The organism is Pseudomonas sp. MWU13-3659, assembly GCF_023757525.1.
Lineage (GTDB): Bacteria > Pseudomonadota > Gammaproteobacteria > Pseudomonadales > Pseudomonadaceae > Aquipseudomonas > Aquipseudomonas entomophila_E.
In genome coordinates, this window is record NZ_JAMSHW010000036.1 from 1 (window position 1) to 23,116 (window position 23,116).

17 protein-coding genes are annotated in these 23,116 nt (G+C 65.1%); 10 read left to right on the plus strand and 7 right to left on the minus strand.

Translation table 11 applies throughout. The features are described 5' to 3' along the window. The first annotated feature begins 194 nt into the window (after window positions 1-194). Both NGM28_RS25405 and NGM28_RS25410 read left to right on the plus strand, forming a co-directional pair. Window positions 195-611, plus strand: a complete 417-nt coding sequence (locus NGM28_RS25405) for a Spy/CpxP family protein refolding chaperone (RefSeq protein ID WP_240064354.1) — start codon at window positions 195-197, stop codon at window positions 609-611. Window positions 612-665: 54 nt separating this feature from the next. Continuing rightward, window positions 666-2,012 carry a sensor histidine kinase gene (locus NGM28_RS25410; RefSeq protein ID WP_252092054.1) on the plus strand — a complete coding sequence of 449 codons (1,347 nt, stop codon included), beginning with the start codon at window positions 666-668 and terminating at the stop codon, window positions 2,010-2,012. 122 nt (window positions 2,013-2,134) lie between these two features. Here NGM28_RS25410 and NGM28_RS25415 read toward each other — a convergent pair whose 3' ends face one another. Then, complete coding sequence (locus tag NGM28_RS25415) at window positions 2,135-2,692, minus strand: nitroreductase family protein (RefSeq protein WP_252092056.1); 558 nt, start codon at window positions 2,690-2,692, stop codon at window positions 2,135-2,137. Window positions 2,693-2,860: 168 nt separating this feature from the next. On the opposite strand from NGM28_RS25415, the gene NGM28_RS25420 reads away from it, so the two are divergent. Then, the gene (locus tag NGM28_RS25420) at window positions 2,861-4,315 is read left to right on the plus strand and encodes a TrkH family potassium uptake protein (protein WP_240064357.1); all 1,455 of its coding nucleotides are present in this window, start codon (window positions 2,861-2,863) and stop codon (window positions 4,313-4,315) included. Here the strand turns inward: NGM28_RS25420 and NGM28_RS25425 are convergent. Further along, window positions 4,272-5,318: an AraC family transcriptional regulator gene (locus NGM28_RS25425; protein ID WP_240064358.1), complete on the minus strand. Its 1,047-nt coding sequence runs from the start codon at window positions 5,316-5,318 to the stop codon at window positions 4,272-4,274. The genes NGM28_RS25420 and NGM28_RS25425 overlap by 44 nt on opposite strands. Window positions 5,319-5,471: 153 nt before the next feature. On the opposite strand from NGM28_RS25425, the gene NGM28_RS25430 reads away from it, so the two are divergent. Continuing rightward, the gene (locus NGM28_RS25430) at window positions 5,472-5,783 is read left to right on the plus strand and encodes an Mpo1-like protein (RefSeq protein ID WP_011534996.1); all 312 of its coding nucleotides are present in this window, start codon (window positions 5,472-5,474) and stop codon (window positions 5,781-5,783) included. Between the two features lie 99 nt (window positions 5,784-5,882). After that, on the plus strand, window positions 5,883-6,455 hold the full coding sequence (locus NGM28_RS25435; RefSeq protein WP_252092059.1) for an HD domain-containing protein: 573 nt from the start codon (window positions 5,883-5,885) through the stop codon (window positions 6,453-6,455). A gap of 89 nt (window positions 6,456-6,544) precedes the next feature. Here NGM28_RS25435 and NGM28_RS25440 read toward each other — a convergent pair whose 3' ends face one another. Continuing rightward, complete coding sequence (locus tag NGM28_RS25440) at window positions 6,545-7,345, minus strand: UDP-2,3-diacylglucosamine diphosphatase (RefSeq protein WP_252092060.1); 801 nt, start codon at window positions 7,343-7,345, stop codon at window positions 6,545-6,547. A gap of 130 nt (window positions 7,346-7,475) precedes the next feature. On the opposite strand from NGM28_RS25440, the gene NGM28_RS25445 reads away from it, so the two are divergent. Together NGM28_RS25445 and NGM28_RS25450 are read left to right on the plus strand one after the other, a co-directional pair. Further along, window positions 7,476-8,243, plus strand: coding sequence for an AraC family transcriptional regulator (locus NGM28_RS25445; protein ID WP_252092062.1), 768 nt, complete (start codon window positions 7,476-7,478; stop codon window positions 8,241-8,243). 155 nt (window positions 8,244-8,398) lie between these two features. Further along, window positions 8,399-9,289 (plus strand): DMT family transporter, encoded by an 891-nt coding sequence (locus tag NGM28_RS25450; protein WP_240064362.1) that lies wholly within the window; start codon window positions 8,399-8,401, stop codon window positions 9,287-9,289. Here the strand turns inward: NGM28_RS25450 and NGM28_RS25455 are convergent, their stop codons facing one another. Beyond that, window positions 9,290-9,571, minus strand: coding sequence for an Rdx family protein (locus tag NGM28_RS25455; RefSeq protein WP_240064363.1), 282 nt, complete (start codon window positions 9,569-9,571; stop codon window positions 9,290-9,292). Window positions 9,572-9,637: 66 nt separating this feature from the next. Here NGM28_RS25455 and NGM28_RS25460 point away from each other — a divergent pair, with 66 nt between their 5' ends. Then, complete coding sequence (locus tag NGM28_RS25460) at window positions 9,638-11,824, plus strand: patatin-like phospholipase family protein (protein WP_240064364.1); 2,187 nt, start codon at window positions 9,638-9,640, stop codon at window positions 11,822-11,824. Between the two features lie 209 nt (window positions 11,825-12,033). Here NGM28_RS25460 and NGM28_RS25465 read toward each other — a convergent pair whose 3' ends face one another. After that, window positions 12,034-12,471, minus strand: coding sequence for a MarR family transcriptional regulator (locus NGM28_RS25465; protein ID WP_240063609.1), 438 nt, complete (start codon window positions 12,469-12,471; stop codon window positions 12,034-12,036). A gap of 138 nt (window positions 12,472-12,609) precedes the next feature. After that, complete coding sequence (recQ, locus tag NGM28_RS25470) at window positions 12,610-14,757, minus strand: DNA helicase RecQ (RefSeq protein WP_252092063.1); 2,148 nt, start codon at window positions 14,755-14,757, stop codon at window positions 12,610-12,612. Window positions 14,758-15,001: 244 nt separating this feature from the next. On the opposite strand from recQ, the gene NGM28_RS25475 reads away from it, so the two are divergent. Together NGM28_RS25475 and NGM28_RS25480 are read left to right on the plus strand one after the other, a co-directional pair. Beyond that, window positions 15,002-15,589 carry a YecA/YgfB family protein gene (locus tag NGM28_RS25475; protein WP_011535005.1) on the plus strand — a complete coding sequence of 196 codons (588 nt, stop codon included), beginning with the start codon at window positions 15,002-15,004 and terminating at the stop codon, window positions 15,587-15,589. 8 nt (window positions 15,590-15,597) lie between these two features. Then, window positions 15,598-15,963: a YbaN family protein gene (locus NGM28_RS25480; RefSeq protein ID WP_240063611.1), complete on the plus strand. Its 366-nt coding sequence runs from the start codon at window positions 15,598-15,600 to the stop codon at window positions 15,961-15,963. 71 nt (window positions 15,964-16,034) lie between these two features. Here the strand turns inward: NGM28_RS25480 and NGM28_RS25485 are convergent, their stop codons facing one another. Continuing rightward, a complete protein-coding gene (locus NGM28_RS25485) occupies window positions 16,035-23,087 on the minus strand; it encodes a retention module-containing protein (RefSeq protein WP_252092066.1) in 7,053 nt (2,350 codons plus the stop codon). Window positions 23,088-23,116: the final 29 nt, after the last annotated feature.

Consider the following 23,116-nt stretch of genomic DNA (forward strand, 5'->3'; position numbering starts at 1 on the left):
TCACTGTAGGAGCCGGCTTGCCGGCGAACCCAGCCACACTGGCCCGGCCTGTTCGCCGGCGAGCCGGCTCCTACAAGGTTCACGTAACCTTCTTGATCTTTACCCAGCCTTTACCCTCGCCTGACCGCCCTTGACCTTGCTTTCCCTAGACTGGGCTCATCCGGTAAACACCGGCCCACGACAGGAGACACACCATGCGCAAGACCCTTATCGCCCTGATGTTCGCCGCCGCCCTGCCGACCGTGGCCATGGCCATGCCTGAAGGCGGCCCGCGTCACGACGGCCCGCATCATCGCGGTGACGCGCCTTTCGCCCAACTGGACCTGAGCCGCGACCAACGCCAGCAGATCGGCAAGCTGATGGGCGAGCAGATGCAACAGCGCCGCGACATCACCGAGCGCTACATCAACAAGTTGCCCGCCGCCGACCAGAAGGCCATGAAGGACGAGATCAAGGCCAGCCACGACAAGACCGAAGGCCAGATCCGCGCCCTGCTCAAGCCCGACCAGCAGAAGAAATTCGACGATCTGCAGAAGGAACGCGCCGCGCGCAAGGCCGAATGGCAGGAGTTCCAGGCCTGGAAAGCTGAAAAAGCCACCAAGGCCCAGTAAGCTGTCCATCCGCAGCCCGGCCCGCAACAGTGCGGGCCGGGCTTTGTTCGTTTCATGGAGGTGCTTGTCGTGCGTTCACTGTTCTGGCGCATCCTGGCCAGCTTCTGGCTGGCCATCACCCTGGTTGCCGGCCTGTCGATCCTGCTCGGCCACATGCTCAACCAGGATGCCTGGATCCTCAGCCGTCATCCGGGCCTGAACAACCTGGCCAGCCACTGGGCCCAGCACTTTGAACAGGAAGGCCTGGAGTCATCCCAGCGCTTCCTGGAACGGCGCAAGCAACGCTACCGGATCGACGTCCAGGTGCTCGACGACAGCGGTGACGCCGTGGTGCCCGGTACCTTCCCGCGCCGCGCCGCCGCCTTCGAGGCGCGCCAGCACAACGACGAACGCCGCCTGCCCTGGCGCCGCCTGACCGAGGAATACACCAGCCCCACCAGCGGTGAAACCTACCTGCTGATCTACCGTATCCCCCACCCGGAATTGGCCGCCTGGCATCGCGAGAGCCTGATCTGGCCACTCAGTGCCCTGGGGATCGCCCTGGTGGTGCTGACCTTGTTCAGCCTGCTGGTCACCCTGTCGATCACCCGCCCGCTCAGCCGCCTGCGCGGCGCCGTGCATGACCTGGGGCAGGCCAGCTACCAGCAGAACAGCCTGGCCCGCCTTGCCGTGCGCCGTGACGAGTTCGGTGTGCTGGCCAACGACTTCAACAAGATGGGTGCCCGCCTGCAGAGCCTGATCGGCAGCCAGCGCCAGCTCCTGCGCGATGTCTCCCACGAGTTGCGTTCACCGCTGGCGCGCCTGCGCATTGCCCTGGCCCTGGCCGAGCGCGCCGAGCCCGAGCAGCGCCAGGCCCTGTGGCCGCGCCTGACCCGTGAATGCGACCGGCTGGAGGACCTGATCAGCGAAATCCTCGTGCTGGCCCGGGTCGATGCCGAGCAGGCCCACGCCGAACCCGTGGATCTCAACGCCCTGCTGGGCAGCGTGCGCAAGGATGCCCAGCTCAGCGCACCGGAGCAGGAAGTGAAACTGGAAGCACAGCCAGGCCTGGTGCTGCAGGGGTGGCCGACCTTGATCGAGCGGGCGGTGGATAACCTGCTGCGCAATGCCTTGCGGTTCAATCCGGCAGGGCAGCCGATCGAGATCCTCGCGCGCCGCGAGCAGGAGCGGATCGTGTTGAGCGTGCGTGATCATGGGCCCGGGGTGGCGGCGGAGTACCTGGCGCAATTGGGGGAGCCGTTTTTCCGCGCGCCGGGACAGGATGCGCCGGGGCATGGCTTGGGGTTGGCGATTGCGCGCAAGGCCGTGGAGCGCCATGGTGGGACGCTGACGTTGAGCAATCACCCGCAGGGTGGGTTTGCCGCAACACTGGAGTTGCCCTGTGACGTCAGCGTGGGTTGAAAGATCCTGGCCCGGCTATGCCGGGCATCGCCAGCAAGGCTGGCTCCTACAGGCCTGCGGTAAGGCCCTGGCCTGTAGGAGCGGGCTTACCCGCGATGGGCTGCGCAGCAGCCCTTGCTGCCTCACTCGCCCCAGGCGCTGACGTACTGGGCGGTCTCCAGCACCGGTGCCGTGCGCGGCTCACCCATCGGCGTCCCCACATACAGGTAGCCGATCACTTCCTCGTTCGCCTCCAGCCCCAGGCCCTTGTGCACATGGGCATCGAAAGCCATGTCGCCGGTGCGCCACACCGCACCGATGCCTTGGGCATGCGCCGCGATCAGAATGCCATGGGCGGCGCAGCCAGCGGCCAGACGCTGTTCGATCTTCGGCACCTTGAAATGGTCCTGCAACCGGGCGACCACCACGATCAGCAACGGCGCGCGCAGCGGCATCGCCCGGGCCTTGTCCAGCGCGGCCGGGGTGGCATCGCCCTTGGCCTGCACCGCTTCGGCGAACAGCTCGCCGAGTTTCTCCCGGCCCTGGCCTTCGATGGTCAGGAAGCGCCAGGGACGCAGCTGGCCATGGTCCGGTGCGCGCAGCGCGGCCTGGAACAGCGCTTCGCGCTGGGCGGCGTTGGGCGCGGGGTCGGTCAGGCGTGGCACGGAAACACGGTTGAGCAATGCGTCGAGAGCCTCCATCGGCTACCCTCCTGGCAAGTTGAAAGTGCGGCCATTCTCAAGCTGCAAGCTTCAAGCTGCAAGCCACAAGAAAACAGCCTGTGCACGCCTCATTGGTGCTTGGCGCTTGCAGCTTGCAACTTGCCGCTTAAAATGGCGCCCTTTCCGTTGCGAGTCAGGGCAGATCACATGGCATTGCCGACCTTAAGGATCATTGGTTTCATCATCGGCATCTTCCTGATCACCCTGGCGGTGAGCATGGTCGTGCCCATGGCGACCCTGGTGGTCTTCGAGCGCACCGGCGACATGCCGTCGTTCCTCTGGTCGAGCCTGATCACCTTCGTTGCAGGGCTCGGCCTGGTCATGCCCGGGCGCCCCGAGCACGTGCACCTGCGCCCCCGCGACATGTACCTGCTGACCGTCAGCAGCTGGCTGGTGGTGTGCGTGTTCGCCGCCCTGCCGTTCCTGCTCACGCAACACATCAGCTACACCGACGCCTTCTTCGAAAGCATGTCCGGCATCACCGCCACCGGCGCCACCGTGCTCAGCGGGCTGGACACCATGTCGCCGGGCATCCTCATGTGGCGCTCGATGCTGCACTGGCTGGGCGGCATCGGTTTCATCGGCATGGCGGTGGCGATCCTGCCGTTGCTGCGCATCGGTGGCATGCGCCTGTTCCAGACCGAATCCTCCGACCGCTCGGAGAAGGTCATGCCGCGCTCGCACATGGTCGCCAAGTCGATCGTGGCGGTGTACGTCGGCATCACCGTGTTCGGCAGCCTGGCCTTCTGGTGGGCGGGCATGAGCCCGTTCGACGCGATCAACCATGCCATGTCGGCGATTTCCACGGGCGGGTTCTCCACCTCCGACCAGTCCCTGGCCAAGTGGGACATCCCGGCGGTGCACTGGGTCGCGGTGGTGGTGATGATCCTGGGCAGCCTGCCGTTCACCCTGTACGTGGCCACCCTGCGTGGGCACCGCAAGGCGCTGATCAAGGACCAGCAGGTGCAGGGCCTGCTCGCCATGCTGGTGGCCACTTGGCTGGTCCTCGGCACCTGGTACTGGGCGACCACCGACCTGCACTGGCTCGATGCCCTGCGCCATGTGGCGTTGAACGTCACCTCGGTGGTCACCACCACCGGCTTCGCCCTGGGCGACTACAGCATGTGGGGCAACTTCTCGCTGATGCTGTTCTTCTATCTCGGTTTTGTCGGCGGCTGCTCCGGCTCCACGGCGGGCGGCATCAAGATCTTCCGCTTCCAGGTCGCCTACATCCTGCTCAAGGCCAACCTCAACCAGCTGATCCATCCGCGCGCGGTGATCAAGCAGAAGTACAACGGCCACCGCCTCGACGAAGAGATCGTGCGTTCGATCCTGACCTTCTCGTTCTTCTTCGCCATCACCATCTGCATCATCGCCCTGCTGCTGTCGCTGCTGGGCGTGGACTGGATGACCGCGCTGACCGGCGCCGCCGGCACGGTCTCGGGCGTGGGCCCCGGCCTGGGCGAGGTGATCGGGCCGGCCGGCAACTATGCCAGCCTGCCGGACGCCGCCAAGTGGATCCTCAGCGCAGGCATGCTGCTCGGCCGCCTGGAGATCATCACGGTGCTGGTGTTGTGCATGCCGGCGTTCTGGCGTCACTGATCACCAGGCGCGCACGGTACTCGCTCGGGGTGGCGTCGAACCAGCGGCGGAACGCACGGTAGAAATTGCTCGGGTCGGCGAACCCCAACAGGTAGGCGGTTTCCAGCAACGTCGTCCCCGGCTGGGCGAGGTACTGCTCGGCCAGCTCCCGACGGGTGTCATCCAGCAGGGTCTGGAAACTGGTGCCCTCGTCCTGCAGACGACGCTGCAAGGTGCGCTGCGACAGGTGCAGCGCCTGCGCCACGGTTTCACGCTTGGGTTCGCCCTGGGGCAGGATACGACACAACACCTGGCGCACCCGGTGTGTCACGCGGCTCTCCGAGAAGCGCGCCAGGTATTCACCGGCAAAACGATCGTGCAACACCGCCATCGCCTCGTTGGCCGTGGGCAGCGGCGCCTCCATGTCGGCACGCTCGAACACCAGCGCGTCGTGGGGCGCGCCGAATACCAGTGGCGCGTGGAACGCCACCTTGTACGGCTCGACATTGCGCGGTTGCGCCCCCTGGATAAGCACCCGGCGTGGCTGTATTGGCCGCCCGCTCAGCCAAGTGCTGAGGGACAGCGCGCAAGCCAGTGAAGCTTCGGCGCTATGCCGGGTCGGCGGCAGGTGATCGCCATGCACCGTGAGCACCAGGGCGTAGCCTTCAGGCCCCAGACGAAAGCTCAGGTCAGAACTTTCAGCGATGATCCGCTGGTAACGCACCAGGCGCTCGAAACCCTCGGCCAGGGTGCGGCTGGACATGAGTGCATAGCCCACCACATGAAAGGAGGCCGGCCGCACCACCCTGGCCATGTTAAGGCCGATGGCCTCGTTGCCGGACAGCTCGACTGCCAGCTGCCACAAGCGCGTCATGGCGTCTTGGGGGAAACGCGCATCGGGGTCGTCCAGCGCAGTGAAATCGAGCCCGAGTTGCTTGAACATGCTCCGGCAATCGAGCCCTTCCAGCTCGAGCGCCTTGACAATCCCTGATGCCCAGCTGGCTGACGTGGTTCTCTCACTCATGACAGGCTTCTTGTGCTGACCGCTCCTGCGGTGAACCGAAAGGATACTCAATTGGCGCTCATTGTCACTGGCCGGGGCCATCAATGACTCTAGACTCGATTCAGGCTCCACGCCGTGTATGCTGTAGGCACCCGCGACTTCCGGAGCACCGCCATGACCAGCACCGCGCAGTTCCGCAGTTTTGCCGAGTTCTACCCCTACTACCTCGGCGAGCACAGCAACGCCGCCTGCCGGCGCCTGCACTTCATCGGCACCAGCCTGGTGATCGCCCTGCTCGCCTACACCCTCGCCAGCGGCAAATGGCTGTTGCTGCTGGCCGTACCGCTGGCCGGCTACGGCTTTGCCTGGGTCGGCCATTTCTTCTTCGAGAAAAATCGCCCGGCCACCTTCACCCATCCCTGGTACAGCCTGGTGGGCGACTTCGCCATGTTCCGCGACATCCTGCTGGGGCGCATCAGCCTCTGATCGGCCCGCTGGGCCAGGTTCGCGTCCCGCCTGGCCACTGCCAAAGCCTGGGGCTTGGCCAACACTGGCAGCATACTTGGCAGCAGTGGCGCTCAGGCAATGAACAAACAAGCCAGCTTCAACCACATGCGCAACGGCACGGCCCAGGACTGGGCGATCATCGCCGACGACTTCCGCGCCTATTCCCGCCAGCTACCGCAACGCATCCTGGCCCACTTGCGCTTGCTGGACGGTGATTTCGGTGGTTTCCCCATCGATCGCCTGAGCCACTCGCTGCAGACCGCCACCCGCGCCTACCGTGACGGGCGCGACGAGGAGTACGTGGTCTGCGCCCTGCTCCACGACATCGGCGACACCCTGGGCAGCTACAACCATCCGGATATCGCCGCGGCCATCCTCAAGCCTTTCGTCAGCACCGAGAACCTGTGGATGGTCGAGCAGCACGGGATTTTCCAGGGCTACTACTTTTTTCACCACCTGGGCATGGATCGGCATCTGCGCGAGCAGTTCAGCGAGCACCCGCAGTATCAGCGGACCATCGAGTTCTGTGCCCGGTATGACGCGGCGGCATTCGACCCGGACTACGCAAGCCTGCCGCTTGTGTTCTTCGAGCCGATGCTGGAACGGGTGTTCGCCCAGCCGCGGCAGTCGGTCTACAAGGCAGCCCTGTAGGAGCGGCTTTAGCCGCGATACGGACATCACGGTATCTGGCACCTGCTTCGCAGGTGATCGCGGCTGAAGCCGCTCCTACAGGGGCAGGATCAAGCCGGCTCGCCCAGCGACGCCAACTGCGCCTGGGCCTCGGCAAACCGATACAGCTCGATCTGCCCGTCCCAGTGCTCGATCAACGCCGTGCAGGACTCCACCCAATCGCCACAGTTGAGATACTCCACCTCCCCCACCCGGCGGATTTCGGCATGGTGGATATGCCCGCACACCACCCCCTGGAAACCTCGCCGGGTGCATTCATGGGCAATCGCATCCTCGAAGTCGCTGATGAAGTTCACCGCGCCCTTGACCTTGTGCTTGAGGTAGGCCGACAGCGACCAGTAGCCGTAACCGTAGCGAGCCCGCCAATGATTGAGCCAGCGATTGAGCACCAGGGTGAACTCGTAGGCCCGGTCGCCAAGGAAGGCCAGCCAACGGTGGTAGCGGGTGATCACATCGAACTGGTCGCCATGCACCACCAGCAGGCGCCGGCCATCCGCGGTCAGGTGCTCGGCCTCGTCCACCAGCTGGATATTGCCGAGGATCAGCTTGGAGTAACGCCGCAGGAACTCGTCATGGTTGCCGGTGACATAGATCACCTCGGTACCGCGCTTGCTCATGGTCAGCAACCGGCGGATGACGTTGGTGTGGGCTTGCGGCCAGTAGATGCCGCTGCGCAGCTTCCAGCCATCGATGATGTCGCCGACCAGATAGATGCGATCGGCCTGGTAGCCCTTGAGAAAGCTCGACAAGTGCTCGGCCTGGCAATCCCGGGTGCCCAGGTGCACATCGGAGATCCACAGGGTGCGCACACGCTGCTTGCGTGACGGGCGGGCGAGTTCGGCATGGGTCATGGGCAGGCTCCGGCACTGTTTGCTGGAGACTGGCAGGCAGGCATGACAGGCCGGTGGCAGTCCCATGACCATCCTGCGTGGGGCCTGGCACTGGGTGTACACTGCCCCCCTGCCCTCGAGGAAATCCCCCATGAGCACCGGCTCGCTGCTTTCGCTGCGCCACTACCGCCACGACCTGATCGCCCACAGCCACGACCACCCGCAGCTGGTGTTCGGTCTGGGTGGTCGCCTGAACTTCGAGGTACAGGGCCGTGGCGCACAGCTGGAGCGCCAGGACCTGATGGTGGTGCCGGCCGGTGCGCATCACACCTGCGGCAGCCCCAGTGGCAGCCATTGCCTGGTGCTGGACGTGCCGGATGAGCACTGGCTCGGTGAACACCTGGGCAGCCACGCCGACAACAGTCGCCGCCTGCTCGACCGCCCCGGCGCCCTGACCCTGGACAACCGTCAGCAACAACTGGTGGATTGGCTGGCGAGCAGCCCGGTGGATGATCCACTGATCGCTCGCCAGGGTGCCGTCCTGCTGCTGGCCAGCTTGACGCCGCAGGCCTGTGCGCCAGTGATCGCCAGCAAGCGCCTGCCCTACGCCGCCTTCGACGCGCATATCGAACGCCATGCCGCCCACCCGCTGCAGGTTGCAGACCTGGCAAGGCTGGCCGGGCTGTCCAGCGCGCGGCTGCATGCGCGGTTCGCCAGCGAGCGCAGCATGACCCCGATGGACTACATTCGCCAGCGGCGGCTGCTCATGGCCCGACGGTTGCTGTGCGAAACGCTGCTGCCAGTGGGCGAGATCGCCGCGCGGGTGGGGTATGGCTCGCAGAGTACGTTCAGTGCGGCAATGCTGCGCGCCTTCGGCAGCTCGCCGCTGGCCTTGCGGCGAGAGTCTGGCGACAACTGACGCGAGGTGCGCGACAGACAGCGTTAGCTGCACCTTTTAGACTGCAGCCAACCTATTCGCCGGCAAGCCGGCTCCTACAGACCAGCACCCTACCCGTAGGAGCCGGCTTGCCGGCGAAAGGGCCTTCGCAAGCCCCCAAAATCCAAAGGACCACCATGAACCACCGCACCGCCCTCGGCGCCCTGCACATTGGCGCGCTGTTCTTCGGCCTCACCGGCGTCTTCGGCAAGCTGGCTGCCAGTGCCAGCCCCGCGATCATCGTCTTCGGCCGTGCCGCCTTCGCCGTGCTCGCCCTGGGACTGTTCGCCGGCCTCGCCCGCCAAGCCTGGCAGCCGCTCCATGGTCGCGACCTGCGCCGTCTGCTGCTCGGCGGCGTGCTGCTGGCGGGGCACTGGGTGAGTTTCTTCATCGCGGTCAAGGTCGGCGGCGTGGCCATCGCCACGCTCGGTTTTGCCAGTTTCCCGGCCTTCACCGTCATCCTCGAGGGCCTGTTGTTCCGCGAGCGCATCCGGCGCAACGAAGCGTTGCTGGTACTGCTGGTGAGCATCGGCCTGGTGCTGGTCACGCCCGCGTTCGACCTGGCCAGCGAAGCCACCGGCGGGCTGCTCTGGGCATTGCTCTCGGGCCTGCTGTTCTCGCTGCTGTCACTCACTAACCGGGCGGGTTCCGGGCGCTTGCCCGCCGTGCAGGCGGCGCTGTGGCAGAACCTGGTGGTGGCCCTGTGCCTGCTACCCGTGGCCACCCCTGGCCTCGCGGCCGTGGCCCCCATGGACTGGTTGTGGATCGCCCTGCTGGGCATCTTCTGCACGGGGGTGGCCCACAGCCTGTTCGTCGCCAGCCTGGCGGTGATCAAGGCGCGCACGGCGGCGGTGGTGTTCGGCATGGAGCCGGTCTATGGCATCGCCGTGGCCTGGGCGGTGTTCGCCGAGAAGCCGACCCCGAGCATGCTCGCCGGTGGCGCGCTGATCATCTTCGCCATCGTGTTGTCCAGCCGCCTGAGTGCCGAACAGCCGGTGAAACAGCGGCCACTCACCGAAGGCGCCTGATCAGCGATCGTTGTGCCCCAGGTCGCGTTGCGGGTCGATCTGGTCCCGTACCCGCTGCTTGAGCACCTTGGCCTCGGGGAAGCCGCCATCGGCCTTGCGCTCCCAGATCTGCACGCCGTCGCAGGTGATGCGGAAGATCCCTCCGGTACCAGGCTCAAGCGCCACTCGGCCAAGATCGTCGCTGAAGGTGCTTAGCAGTTCCTGGGCAAGCCAGGCGGCACGCAGCAGCCATTGGCACTGGGTGCAGTAAGTGATGACGATTTCAGGTTGGCTGTTGGCCATGTGACATATCTCCTCGGAGGGGGCCGCTTATACTAGCGGTCTTTACCCCTTGGTTTGAGACTCACGATGCGCCGCCTGCTGTTCTGCCTTTTGCTGACGCTCACCTCCCTCACCGTGCTGGCCGCCGAACAGGCCCGGCCGAAAATCGGCCTGGTGCTGTCTGGTGGTGCTGCCCGCGGCATTGCCCACATCGGCGTGCTCAAGGCCCTGGAAGAACAAGGTGTGCGCATCGATGCCATCGCCGGCACCAGCATGGGCGCGGTAGTCGGCGGGTTGTACGCCTCCGGCTACAGTGTCGAGGAGCTGGAAAAGCTGGCGACCACCCTGGACTGGCAACAGGCACTCTCGGACGCGCCGCCGCGCAAGGACGTGCCCTTTCGCCGCAAGCAGGACGACCGCGATTTTCTCGTGAAGCAGAAGCTGAGCTTTCGCGACGATGGCAGCCTGGGCCTGCCGCTGGGCGTGATCCAGGGCCAGAACCTGGCGCTGCTGCTGGAAAGCAAGCTGGCCCATACGGCCGACATCCGCGACTTCGACAAACTGCCCATCCCCTTCCGCGCCGTGGCCACCGACATCGCCAGCGGCGAGAAGGTGGTGTTCCGCCGCGGCCACCTGCCGAAGGTGATACGCGCCAGCATGTCGATCCCCGCAGTGTTCGCCCCGGTGGAGCTCGACGGGCGTCTGCTGGTGGATGGCGGCATGACCGACAACATCCCGCTGGACGTGGTGCGCGAAATGGGCGTGGACCTGGCCATCGTCGTCGATATCGGCACCCCGCTGCGCAACCGCAAACAATTGGCCACGGTGGTCGATGTGCTCAACCAGTCGATCACCCTGATGACCCGGCGCAACTCCGAGGAACAACTGGCGAGCCTGCGCCGCGAAGACATCCTGGTGCAACCCTCACTGGCGAGCTTCGGCGTCACCGACTTCGGCCGCGCCCATGACATGATCGATGCCGGCTACCGCGCCACTGCCGCACTGGCGCCACGCCTGGCCGGGCTGCGCCAGCCCGATGCCGACAGCAACCTGGCGATGGCCCGCTCGCCCCGCCAGCGCACCCCGATCATCACCGCGATCAAGGTGGAGAACGATTCCAAGGTCAGCGATGACGTGATCCGCTACTACATACGCCAGCCTATCGGCGAGCCGCTGGAGCTCGACCGCCTGCAGACCGACATGGGCACCCTGTACGGGCTGGATTACTTCGACCAGGTGCAGTACCGCGTGGTGCACAAGGGCGACGACAACACCCTGGTGATCAATGCCAGAGGCCGGCGCGGGGGTACCGACTACCTGCGCCTGGGCCTGAACCTGACCGACGACCTGCGCGGCGACAGCGCCTTCAACCTGGGTGCCAGCTACCGAGTCAACGGCATCAACCGCCTCGGCGCCGAATGGTTGACCCGCGCCCAGATCGGTGACCAGCAGGAGTTGTATACCGAGTTCTACCAGCCGTTGGATGTCGGTTCGCGCTACTTCATTGCGCCCTACCTCGACTTCGGCTCGCAGAACGTCGAGGCCACCCTCGACAACGACCCGGTCGCCGAGTACCGCCTGGAGCGCTATGGGTTCGGCCTCAATGTCGGGCGGCAGATCGGCACCTATGGCGAGGTGCGCCTGGGCGTGGGCAAGGCCTGGGGCGAGGCCGATGTGCGCATCGGCGACCAGGACCTGCCCAAGGTCAGCTTCGACGAAGGGTTCTATGAGCTCAAGTATTCCTTCGACACCTTCGACAACGTCTACTTCCCCCACAGCGGCGAGGACATCGGCCTGACGGTGCGCAAGTACGACAAGTCGCTGGACTCGGACCAGAGCTACCGGCAATGGTTGTTCAACCTGGACAAGGCCTTCAGCAGCGGGCCGAACACCCTGGTGCTGGGCGGCAAGTATGGGCGCACGCTGGATGAAGCGGAGGTGGTCACCTCAAGCTTTGTGTTTGGTGGGGCACGGCAGCTGTCGGGCTTTCGCCAGGACTCGGTCTCCGGGCAGAACATGAGCCTGCTGCGCATGGTCTACTACCGCCGCCTGACGCCACGCGCCTACCTGCCGCTGGACTTCCCGCTGTATATCGGCGGGTCGCTGGAGCGCGGGCGGGCGTGGAACAACGACAACGAGTTCGACAGCGGCTACATCAATGCCGCAAGTGTGTTCCTGGGGCTGGAAACACCGTTGGGGCCGCTGAACCTGAGCTATGGGGCCAACGATGCCCATGAGCGGGCGGTGTACCTGAACCTGGGGCACACCTTCTGAATTCATCGCCGGACGAGCCCACTCCCACGACAGGTGGGAGCAGCTGTCTTGCAAGGTGTTCGAATGACACCACGCCCTGTGTAGGAGCGGCCTTGTGCCGCGAAAGGGCCGCGTAGCGGCCCCAGGGTTCAGTGGCGGGCAAAGATCGCTGGGGCCGCTCTGCGGCCCTTTCGCGGCACAAGGCCGCTCCTACAGGGATCGCGCAAGGGTCAGGACTTCTCGAGATTACCGAGGATCTTCGCATGCACCCGCATGCACACTTCCAGGTCGGCCTCGTCGACACCGGTGAACAGCTCGGCGCGCAAGGCATTGGCGATGGTCTCGATCTGGTCGATCAGCGGCTTGGCCGGCGGGCACAGCACGATCTTCTTGGCACGACGGTCTTCCATCACCGCCTGCCGGCGCACCAGGCCCTGGCCTTCCAGGCTGTCGAGCAGGCGGGCCAGGGTCGGGCCTTCGACGCCGACACTCTGGGCCAGTTCACGCTGGGTGGGCGCCTCGTCGAAGCGCGCCAGGTGCAGCAGCACCAGCCAACGCGCCTGGGAGAGGTTGAGCCCGGCCAGGCGGCGGTCCAGTTCGGCGCGCCAACCCCGGGACATCTGGGCCAGCTGCATGCCGAAGCGGTGTTGGTTGTCGGTCAGGGGCATAAGCAACTCATTGAATAGAACTAATTATTAGTCAGCTAACCATGCCCCAGCCGATCAGGCAACATTCAGCCGAGTGGAAACGTCGGATAATCCGGCCGGGGCATGACAAAGGTCAGCAAATGGCGTAAATGCCGGCTATCAGAGCCCGAACTCCACCGCCAACGCCGCCCTGACGCAATACAAGACACCTTCAGGCACCCGCGGGCCGAACAGCGGCGCCACGGCGGAGACCGGTGGTAACTCGCCCTCGCCATCGAGGAAGGCGTCCTGCACTTCCATCATCAGGTCCTCCGGCAGATCCAGTGCCTGCTCCAGGCCCAGCTCCTGGCGGCCGATGGCTTCGGCGAGCAAGCTGTAGACGTTCTTCTCGCTGCAATTGAGCTGCCCGGCGATCTGCGCTGGGGTCATGCCGGCGCGGGCCAGGCTGACCAGCTCGTGGCGCAGGTCCAGCACCACCTTGGGCGCCTCCTCCGTGCCACCACTGCCATTGAGCACTTCGAGGAATGCCTGGCCGTAGCGCTCCAGCTTGCGCGCGCCGACGCCGCTGACCTGGGCCATGTCGCTGAGGCTGGTGGGCATGCTGCGCAGCATCTCCAGCAGGGTCGAGTCCGGGAAGATGACGTAGGGCGGCACGCTGTGCTCCTCGGCCAGCTTGCGCCGCAGGGTGCGCAACGCCTCCCACAGCTCGCGCTCCTCGGCGCGCACCAGCTGGCTGGCCGGGCTGCCACCACTGCCGCCGGAGGCCTTGGCCACCGTCTGCGGCTTGAGGTCGCGGCGCAGCTGCAGCGTCACTTCGCCACGCAGCAGCGGCCGGCAACTGTCGGACAGGCGCAGGCCGCCGTAGCCTTCCAGGTCGATATCCACCAGGCCGCGCGCCACCAACTGGCGGAACAGCGAGCGCCATTCCGCCTCTGCCAGCGGCTTGCCGACACCGAATACCGACAACTTCTCGTGACCGAAATTGCGTACCTTCTCGGTGTCCTTGCCCAGCAGCACATCGACCAGGTGGCCCACGCCATAGCGCTGGCCGGTGCGGAACACGGTCGACAAGGCCTGGCGCGCAGGCTCGGTGGCGTCCCAGGTCTGTACCTGGTCGACGCAGTTGTCGCAATGGCCGCAGGGCTGCTCCAGCACTTCATCGAAGTAGGCCAGCAGCGACTGGCGACGGCAGCGGGTCTCCTCGCACAGGGCCAGCATGGCGTCGAGCTTGTGCTGCTCGATGCGCTTGTGGCGCTCGTCGCCCTCGGAGTTCTGCAGCATCTGCTTGAGCATCACCATGTCCTGCAGGCCGTAGGCCATCCAGGCGTCCGACGGCAAACCGTCACGGCCGGCGCGGCCGGTTTCCTGGTAGTAGGCCTCGAGCGACTTGGGCAAGTCGAGGTGGGCGACGAAGCGCACGTTGGGCTTGTCGATGCCCATGCCGAAGGCGATGGTGGCAACCATGATCAAGCCTTCCTCGTTGAGGAAGCGATGCTGGTTGGCCGCGCGGGTCTCGGCGGCCAGGCCCGCGTGATACGGCAGCGCCGGGAAGCCCTGCTCGCAGAGGAAGGCGGCGGTCTCGTCGACCTTCTTGCGCGACAGGCAGTAGACGATGCCGGCGTTGCCGCGCCGCTCGCCAAGGAACGCCATCAGCTGCTTGCGCGGCGACTCCTTGGGCACGATGCGATAGAAGATGTTCGGCCGGTCGAAGCTCGACAGGAAGCGCTCGGCGCCCTGCAGGTGCAGGCGCTGGACGATCTCCTCGCGGGTACGCATGTCGGCGGTGGCGGTCAGGGCGATGCGCGGCACGTGGGGGAACAGCTCGGCGAGCTGGCCCAGTTGCAGGTATTCCGGGCGGAAATCGTGGCCCCATTGCGAGACGCAGTGAGCTTCGTCGATGGCGAACAGGGAAACATCGAGGCCGCGCAGGAACTCCAGCATGCGCGGCTGCACCAGGCGCTCCGGCGCCAGGTAGAGCATCTTCACCTCGCCACGGCGCAGGCGCCCGGCCAGGTCGCGCTGCTGATCGGCGCTGAGGGTGGAGTTCAGCGCGGCGGCAGACACGCCCAGTTCGTCGAGGGTGGCAACCTGGTCGTCCATCAGCGCGATCAGCGGTGATACCACCACCGTCAGGCCCGGGCGCAGCAAGCCTGGCACCTGGAAGCACAGCGACTTGCCGCCGCCGGTGGGCATCAGCACCAGGGCGTCGCCGCCCCCTGCCACACATTCGATGATCGCAGCCTGGCGCCCGCGGAAACTGTCGTAACCGAAGACATCCTTGAGGACGCGCTGAGCCTGTTCGAGCATTTGCCACTCCAAAATCGCCGTACCAACCCCGACTCAGGCTGGACGATAAATCCGCCGCGCGCGCAGCGAATGCGTAAGCGGTTTTTGCCGGATGGCGCGAAAACGCCGGCCGACACGAAAAAGCGCGAAGTATACCCGACTGCCGCGCCACCCGGCATGCCCCGGTGACAGACGTTCCCTTTGCCCCCCGAACGCTGCAAGGTGCTAGAATTCACCATCGTTTATTCCCCAAGGTAGCCCTGTAATGTCCTTCGCCGAGCAACTGACCCGCCTGCAAGCCTTCCTCGACGCCGATGAGCTGCACGAAGAAGCGCTGGACTACGTCGCCGCACACGGCTACCTGACCGCGCTGTCGATCTGCTCCGAGGAAGTTCCAGAACGCGAATGGATCGACGCGCTGTTCGCCGAAGAACCTCACTACACCAGTGACGCCCAGCGCACCGAGATCGAAGCCACCCTGGTCGCGCTCAAGGGCCACATCGCCCGCCAGCTCGCCAGCGACGAGGAATTCGACCTGCCCTGCGACCTGGACCTGACCGACGAGCCGGACGATTCCGACCTGCGCGGCTGGTGCATCGGCTTCATGGAGGGCGTGTTCCTGCGTGAAGAGGCCTGGTTCGAGAACGCCGAGGAAGAAGTCAGCGAGATGCTGCTGCCGATCATGGTCGGTTCCGGCCTGTTCGATGAACAGCCGGAGTTCGAGGACATCGCCAAGAACGCCAACCTGCAGGACGACATGATCGTGCAGATCCCCGAGGCGCTGAGTGCGCTGTTCCTGCTGCTGCACGCCCCGGACGAGAAACCCGCCCTGCTCAAGCCGCGCCACCACTGATCGACGTGGTGCGCTACCTGTTGCTGGCCATCGGCTGGCTCAGTGTCGCGCTGGGGGTGGCGGGGATCTTCCTGCCGGTGTTGCCCACCACCCCGTTCCTCCTGCTGGCTGCGGCGTGCTTTGCCCGCAGCTCGCCACGCTTCCATGATTGGCTGGTCAACCACCCCAGGCTTGGCCCGTGGATTCGCGACTACCTCAGTGGCGAAGGCATTCCGCTCAAGGGCAAGGTCTACGCCATCGGCCTGATGTGGGCGAGCATCAGCCTGTCGTGCTACCTGGTGCCGTTGTTCTGGGCGCGGCTGTTCATGCTGACCAGCGCGGTGCTGGTCAGCGCCTACATCCTCAAGCAGAAAACCTTGCACCGGCCGGGTTGAGCACCTTTCGATGCAGGAGCCAGCCTTGCTGGCGAACAGCGGTTCGCCAGCAAGGCTGGCTCCTACAGGCCTCACACGGTATCCACCTTCAGCGAATGATCGTTGAGCATGCCGTTGATGATGGTCGCCGTGTCATGCCCCGAGGCGACCACCCCACCCGCTCCGGCCGTCACCCCGTAATGCTGCGCCAGGTCGACCCCGGCCAGGTCGATGGTCTGGGTCGGTGCCGCGCCGGCGACGCTGCTGACCTCGATGGTCGATACCACGTTGCTGCCGGTGCCGCTGACCTTGAAGTGCAGGTAATCGTCCAGCGAGGCACTGCTGGCGCTCTCGCCCTGCAGCAACTGTGACAGGTCCAGGCGATCGCTGCCCGGCGTGAAGTCGGTCACGGTATCGTGGCCGCTGTCCCCCTTCTGCCAGACGAAGGTATCGTTGCCGCCGCCACCGGTCAGGGTGTCGTCACCTGCACCACCGTTGAGCACATTGTCACCACTGTTGCCGATGAGCGTGTCGTTGTACGCCGAACCAATCAGGTTCTCGATGCTGGTCAGGGTGTCCACGCCAGCACCCACCGTGTTCTGCGCACCGGCATGGCCCAGGTCCACCACCACGCCGGCCCCCGCCTTGGCGAAGCTGACCGTGTCGCTGCCCAGGCCACCGTCCAGCAGGTCGTTGCCCGGCCCGGCGATCAGCAGGTCGTTACCCTCGCCACCGTACAGGTGATCATTGCCAGTTCCCGCCACCAGCACATCGTTGCCGGCGCCACCGTTCAAGGTGTTGTCACCGCTCCCTGCCAGCAGCACATCATCACCTGCCGTACCGTCGAGCACATGACCGGGCTGGTAGGTGATATCGACGTTACCGGTGGCCGTGCCGCCGTGACCGTCGCTGACGGTGTAGGTGTCGTGCACCACATCGTTGACTGCGTTGCTGTAGTCCACCACCAGGCTCAGCTTGTAGTTTTCGGCAGCCTTGCTATTACCCGAGGCGTTGTCGGTGTTGACCACGTGGATGCTGTACACCCCGTCATGGGCGGCGGTAAAGCTGCCGCCATCGGCGATGCCCTGGTAGCTGCCACCAGCCTCCTTCCATTCCATCATCAGGTTGCCGGCGGGGCGGTCATGGTCGAGGGTGAGGGTTTCACCCTTGCGCAAGGTGACGGTCAGCGTGTCCTCATCGTTGGCATTGCTGTTGCTGATCATGCCGAGGTAGCCCGCCACCACCAGCGCCGCGGTCATGGTCCCGGACAGGCTGGTGAACTCGCTGCGCGCCAGGTCGCGGAACTGGTTCTCGGCTTTGTTCGGCGTGCCGTCGAACTGAAGGGTCTGGGCCTGGGTGCCGGCGGTGAAGCCTGCGCCCTTGTCGGCAAAACCGGTGTTGAAGGTGGTTGGCGCGGCGCTCAGCCGATCATGGTCGGCATCACTGTCGTTGGCCAGCAGTGCCTCGGCCGGCACGCTGAGCGTAGCGCCACTGATGTTGGTGATGATGTGATCGGGGGCGGCCACGGGTGCGGCGTTGCCGTTGATGTTCACGGTCAGCGTGGCGCTGCTGCTGTCCCCGTCATTGTCGCTGGCGGTGAAGGTAAACTTCTCCACCTGGCCGGCACCGCCGTCCTTCGGCGGCGTGTAGGTGAATTCGCCGGTATCCATGTTCACCAGCAAGGTGCCACCGAGGCTGGTCTTGATGCCAAGGCTGTTGCCAACCGTGTCGAACACAGCCTTGTCCACGCCGCCGCTGGCGGCATAGCCTCCCTGCCCGGCATTGGCCTTTGGATCGTAGGTATAGGTGGTGCCATCCACCACCAGGGCCTTGATGAAACCGCCATCGGCGCCGAAGTCGCCACCGCTCATGAGGCTGCCGGTGATGGGTGCGCCCTGCACGGTGCCGGAGAGCACCGCGCCCAACTGGTTGAGGTCGGTGACCACCACCGCGTTGGTGTCGGTGTGGCTGCTGCCGTCATAGGCCAGCGGGTCGAGGTTGCCGGCATTCACGCCACTGCCCATGCCGACGGCGAAGGACTTGATGCCGTTGTCGTCGAGGAAGGTTTCCCAGGTGGTTTCGCGGACAGCGGTGATCGAGTGCCCACCGCTGGGCTCGCCGTCCGAGAAGAAGTAGCTGACATTCTGCGCCCCCACCAGCTTGCCCGAGCTGACGAAGGCTTCCTGGGCCTTGGTTGCAGCCGAGTCGTAGTAGGTCGAGCCACTGGCCGTGAGCCCGGCGATCAGGCTCTTGGCCTCGCCGATCGAGACCCAGACCGGGGTCTGCATCGTCGCGCCGGTAGAGAAGGTGACGATCTGCACCTTGATCTCACCCATGTCATCGTACTTGTCGAGCAAGGTGTTGATGGCCTGCTTGGCCAGTTCCAGGCGTGTCAGGCCGGGGACGCCAGACCCCGAGTTCATGCTGCTGGAGACGTCGACCACCAGCAGGATGTTGGAATCCACCTGGCCCGGGGTGATGCTGCGCACCGCGCTTTCGACCTTTGGTACGTCGTCGACGATGTTGATGGCAATTGTGCTGGTAACACTGTTGCCCAGCGCATCGGTGGCCTTGTAGGTGAACTGCTCGACGACCGTATTTGCACCATCATTCGTGCCCCCAGGCGTTTTCGGTGCCGAGGTCAGGGTATAGGTGTAGGAGCCGTCGGCATTCAACTGGATCTGGCCGTATTGGCCCGTGGCGCTGCCCACCAGGCTGTAGGTCAAGGCGCCGAACCCTCCGCTGACCGAACCCACCAGGCTGCCGGAGGCGGTTTCGCCGGTCGAGCCCGGCTCGCTGCCCGTTACGCTGCCAGCTGCCAGGTCATTGCCATCCTTGTGCAGGTCCAGCGCTTTTTCGTAGACCGTGACGTCATTGTCCTGGCTGGCGACCAGTTGGCTGTTCTGCACGCTGATACGGATGACAGCGGTGCTTTCGTCTCCATCGGCATCACGGAGGGTGTAGACGAAACTGTCGGCGGCAAACGGTGGCAACACGCTGTCGGGGTTGGCGTGGTAGGTGGCGTTGCCTTGGGCATCGAGAGTCAGGTAGCCATACAGCCCCGTGATCTGTTCACCCAGATGGCCGCTGGCGGAAGTCGAGGTGTCGTGGCCGAAACGCACACCCACCACGTACTGGCCATCGCCGCGCACATCGGCGCCGATCACATCGTTGGCCAGTACATTGCCGCTGATGTTGCCGCCCTGCTGCACACCGGCGAAATCGTTCTGCGCCCTGGGCACATCGTCGACGATGCCGATGACGATGGTGCTGGTAGAGGTATTGCCCAGCGAATCCTTCACCTGGTAGGTGAAACTTTCGGTCACGGTGTTCGGGCCGTCGTTCACGTGATTGGGCGAATTCGGGGCCGACGTCAGGGTGTAGGTGTAGGAACCGTCCGCATTCAACTGGATCTGGCCGTACTGCCCTACCGCGTTGCCGACCAGGCTGTAGGTCAGGCCGCCCACGCCGCCGCTGACCGACCCCACCAGCGAACCGGAAGCGGTTTCCGCAGTGGAACCCGGCTCGCTGCCGGTGATATGGCCGGCCGCCAGGTCATTGCCATCCTTGTTCAGGTCGAGGGCCTTTTCGAAGACCTTGACCTCATCGTCGACCGTGGCCAGCAACTTGCTGTCCTGCACGTTGATGGTGATGGTGGTGGTGCTTTCGTCGCCATCGGCATCGCGAATGGTGTAGACGAAGTGGTCGGTGGCCCACGGTGGCAACACGCTGTTGGGGTTGGCGTGGTAGGTGCCATTGCCCTGGGCGTCGAGGGTCAGGTAGCCGTACAGGCCCTGGATCGGGTCGCCGACATGGCCGATGGCGGAAGTCGAGGTGTCGTGGCCGAAGCGCACACCCACCACATACTGGCCATCGCTGCGCCCGTCGGCGCCGATCACATCGTTGGCCAGTACATTGCCGCTGGTACTGCCGCCCTGACTGACATCGGCGAAGTCGCAGTGGGCCTTGGGCACATCGTCGACGATGCTGATTACGATGGTGCTGGTGGTGGTGTTGCCGAGTGAGTCCTTCACCTGATAGGTGAAGCTTTCGGTCACGATATTCGGGCCGTCGTTCACATGACTGGGTGAATTCGGTGCCGATGTCAGGGTGTAGGTGTAGGAGCCGTCCGCATTCAGCTGGAGCTGACCGTATTGCCCTACCGCGTTGCCGACCAGGTTGTAGGTCAGGGCACCCACGCCACCGCTGACCGAACCTGCCAGTGAGCCGGATGCCGTTTCTGCGGTCGAACCGGGATTGCTGCCGGTGACCGTGCCCGCAGCCAGGTCATTGCCATCCTTGCTCAGGTCGAGCGCTTTCTCGAAAACCTTCACTTCGTCGTCAACGCCCGCCAGCAACTTGCTGTCTTGCACGTTGATGGTGATGGTGGCGGTGCTCTCGTCACCGTCGGCGTCGCGAATGGTGTAGACGAAGGTGTCGCTGGCCCACTGCGGCAGATCCTGGTTGGCATAGGCGTGGTAGGTGCCCATGCCCTGGGCATCAAGCACCAGGTAACCATACAGGCCCTGGATCTGCTCGCCCACGTGTCCGCTGGCCGAAGTCGAGGTGTCGTGCCCGGCGCGCACGCCGACCACATACTGGCCGTCACTGCGGCCATCGGCGCCGATCACGTCGTTGGCCAGCACGTTGCCGCTGACACTGCCGCCTTCGGTGACATCGGCGAAGTCGCAATGCGCCCTGGGTACATCGTCGACAATGCTCACGTCGAGGGTGCCGCTGGCGCTGCTGCCATCGGTGTCCACGGCACTGACGGTGAACTGCTCGACCAGGCTGTTGGCGCCCTGGCCGCTGGCATGGCCCTCGTTGTCCAGCAACTGGTAGGTGAAGCTCACAACGCCGGTCGCCGGATCATAGCCGGTGATGGTCAGGGTGTTGCCCAATGGTGTGGTGACCGACTGTGGAAAACCTGCGGGAGCGCCGCCACTCACCACTGTGATGCCCGCCACGGTCAGGGTCTGCAGGCCGTCGAGGGCGGTCACGCTGAACGTGCCGCCCTGGGTCAGCGCACTTGGGTTGGGGGCACTGCCGTCGGTGAGGTTTTTCTCATAGACCTTCAGCTCGCCGCCTTCCACACCGAGACCACCCAGGGTCACCGGGTCATTGAGGTTGGTGACGTTCAGGGTCAGGATCGCCGTGCTGCTATCGCCGTCGGCGTCCTTCAACGTGTAGGTGAAGTGCTCCACACCATTGCCGCCGCCGTTCAGGTTCTTGAAGTCGGTGTCATCGGGGTTGAGGGTGTAGGTGTAAGAGCCGTCCGCCGCCAGCACCAGGGTGCCGTAGGTGCCGACGAAGGTGCCGGCCACGACCGGGCCGCTGGGGATGCGGTCGGCGCCCTGGATATCGTTGCCCAGCACGTTGCCGCTCAGTTCCAGGTGCTGTTCGGTGGCGGTCACCGGGTTGCTGTCGTCCACTGCCTTGGGCGCATCGTCGACGATGTTCACGTCCAGGGTACCGTTGGCGCTGCTGCCGTCGGTGTCCGTGGCCATGACGGTGAAATGCTCGCTGAGCCCATTGGCGTCCGAGGCTGCGTGCAAGGTGTAGCTGTAGCTGACCACGCCGGTCGCCGGGTTGTAGCCGGTGATGGTCAGGGTGTTGCCCAGCGCCGTGGTGATCGACTGCGGGAAGCCCGCCGCCACACCACCGCTCACCACGCTGATGCCGCCCACGCTGAGGGTCTGCAGGCCATCCGGCGCGGTAAGCGTGAACGTGCCGCTCTGGGTCAGCGCGCCTGGGTTCGGTGCGCTGCCGTCGGCCAGGTGCTTCTCGAATACCGTCAGCTCGCCACCTTCCACACCGAGGCCCCCCAGGGTCACGGGGTCGTTGAGGTTGGTGACGTTCAGGGACAGGATCGCCGTGCTGCTATCACCGTCGGCGTCCTTCAACGTGTAGGTGAAGTGCTCCACACCATTGCCGCCGCCGTGCAGGTTCTTGAAGTCGGTGTCATCGGGGTTGAGGGTGTAGGTGTAAGAGCCGTCCGCCGCCAGCACCAGGGTGCCGTAGGTGCCGACGAAGGTGCCGGCCACGACCGGGCCGCTGGGGATGCGGTCGGCGCCCTGGATATCGTTGCCCAGCACGTTGCCGCTCAGCTCCAGGTGCTGCTCGGTGGCGGTCACCGGGTTGCTGTCGTCCACTGCCTTGGGGGCGTCGTCACGAATGATCACATCCAGGGAGCCGCTGGCGACATCGCCATCGGTATCGCTAGCCAGCACGGGGAAGTGTTCGCCGACCGTGGCATCGCCATTCGGATGCTGTTCGGCACCTGTCAGGGTGTAGCTGTAGCTGACCACACCGGTCGCCGGGTTGTAGCCGGTGATGGTGAGCAGGTTGCCGAGCCCGGTCACGATAGAGTGGCCCACACCGGTCACGGTGCCTGCCGTGACCACATTGATGCCGCCGACACTGAGGTTGAACACGCCATCCGGCGCCACGACAGTGAAACTGCCGGACTGGGTCAGTGCCGCCGGATTGCTCGCCGAGCCCTGGGGCAGATTGGCTTCGTTCAGGGACAGTTCACCTGGCTGGGCATTCAAGCCATTGAGCGTGACGGGGTTGTCCACCACCTCGGGAACGGGGGTGGGTGACGGAGCGACTGCCGGTGCCCCCTCATCATTGTGCGGGTCCAGTTCGCCAAGGTACCGGTTATCCAGCTCGGGGATGCCATTGAATCCCGCTGTGGGAAAACCGATGTTGGGATCGACACGCGCGGCCACTTCGGTCAGCAGCACGAAACTGTGCCCGCCCCCCAGTTCGCCATTGAAGGCACCATGGTGCCCACCCGCCGCTGGCGCTTCGCCTTCCTTGGTCGGGTCGGCCCCTGCGGCAATGGCCCGTTGCATCCGCTCGACATCACTGAGCAGGGCATCGCTGGGCACCGCATTCGGTGCATGGGCAGGTTGCGAGTGGCTGGCCAACAGTTCCGGGCTCAACGCCAGGCTGCTGTCGCGCCCGAGGGTCAACAAACCGCCGTTCTGCAAACGCACGGACACCGCGCCGGCGGCCCCCGTTTCCAGCTGTTCGCCGGCGAACAGGCGATCGCCCTCCACCACCAGCCGACGATGGCTATCACCCTCCACTGCGAATACCTGGCCGACGACCTTGCTGACCACACCGAGTAACTTAGCCATGAGCGCACGCCTCCCCTGCCGATGGGTTT

Excerpts from the sequence above, each read along its gene's own strand:
- NGM28_RS25435 (WP_252092059.1), top strand. The coding sequence starts at position 5,883 with ATGAACAAACAAGCCAGCTTCAACCACATGCGCAACGGCACGGCCCAG.
- NGM28_RS25485 (WP_252092066.1), bottom strand. The coding sequence starts at position 23,087 with ATGGCTAAGTTACTCGGTGTGGTCAGCAAGGTCGTCGGCCAGGTATTC.
- recQ (WP_252092063.1), bottom strand. The coding sequence starts at position 14,757 with ATGCTCGAACAGGCTCAGCGCGTCCTCAAGGATGTCTTCGGTTACGAC.
- NGM28_RS25425 (WP_240064358.1), bottom strand. The coding sequence starts at position 5,318 with ATGAGTGAGAGAACCACGTCAGCCAGCTGGGCATCAGGGATTGTCAAG.
- NGM28_RS25430 (WP_011534996.1), top strand. The coding sequence starts at position 5,472 with ATGACCAGCACCGCGCAGTTCCGCAGTTTTGCCGAGTTCTACCCCTAC.
- NGM28_RS25405 (WP_240064354.1), top strand. The coding sequence starts at position 195 with ATGCGCAAGACCCTTATCGCCCTGATGTTCGCCGCCGCCCTGCCGACC.
- NGM28_RS25445 (WP_252092062.1), top strand. The coding sequence starts at position 7,476 with ATGAGCACCGGCTCGCTGCTTTCGCTGCGCCACTACCGCCACGACCTG.
- NGM28_RS25465 (WP_240063609.1), bottom strand. The coding sequence starts at position 12,471 with ATGCCCCTGACCGACAACCAACACCGCTTCGGCATGCAGCTGGCCCAG.
- NGM28_RS25475 (WP_011535005.1), top strand. The coding sequence starts at position 15,002 with ATGTCCTTCGCCGAGCAACTGACCCGCCTGCAAGCCTTCCTCGACGCC.
- NGM28_RS25410 (WP_252092054.1), top strand. The coding sequence starts at position 666 with ATGGAGGTGCTTGTCGTGCGTTCACTGTTCTGGCGCATCCTGGCCAGC.
- NGM28_RS25440 (WP_252092060.1), bottom strand. The coding sequence starts at position 7,345 with ATGACCCATGCCGAACTCGCCCGCCCGTCACGCAAGCAGCGTGTGCGC.
- NGM28_RS25450 (WP_240064362.1), top strand. The coding sequence starts at position 8,399 with ATGAACCACCGCACCGCCCTCGGCGCCCTGCACATTGGCGCGCTGTTC.
- NGM28_RS25460 (WP_240064364.1), top strand. The coding sequence starts at position 9,638 with ATGCGCCGCCTGCTGTTCTGCCTTTTGCTGACGCTCACCTCCCTCACC.
- NGM28_RS25455 (WP_240064363.1), bottom strand. The coding sequence starts at position 9,571 with ATGGCCAACAGCCAACCTGAAATCGTCATCACTTACTGCACCCAGTGC.
- NGM28_RS25420 (WP_240064357.1), top strand. The coding sequence starts at position 2,861 with ATGGCATTGCCGACCTTAAGGATCATTGGTTTCATCATCGGCATCTTC.
- NGM28_RS25415 (WP_252092056.1), bottom strand. The coding sequence starts at position 2,692 with ATGGAGGCTCTCGACGCATTGCTCAACCGTGTTTCCGTGCCACGCCTG.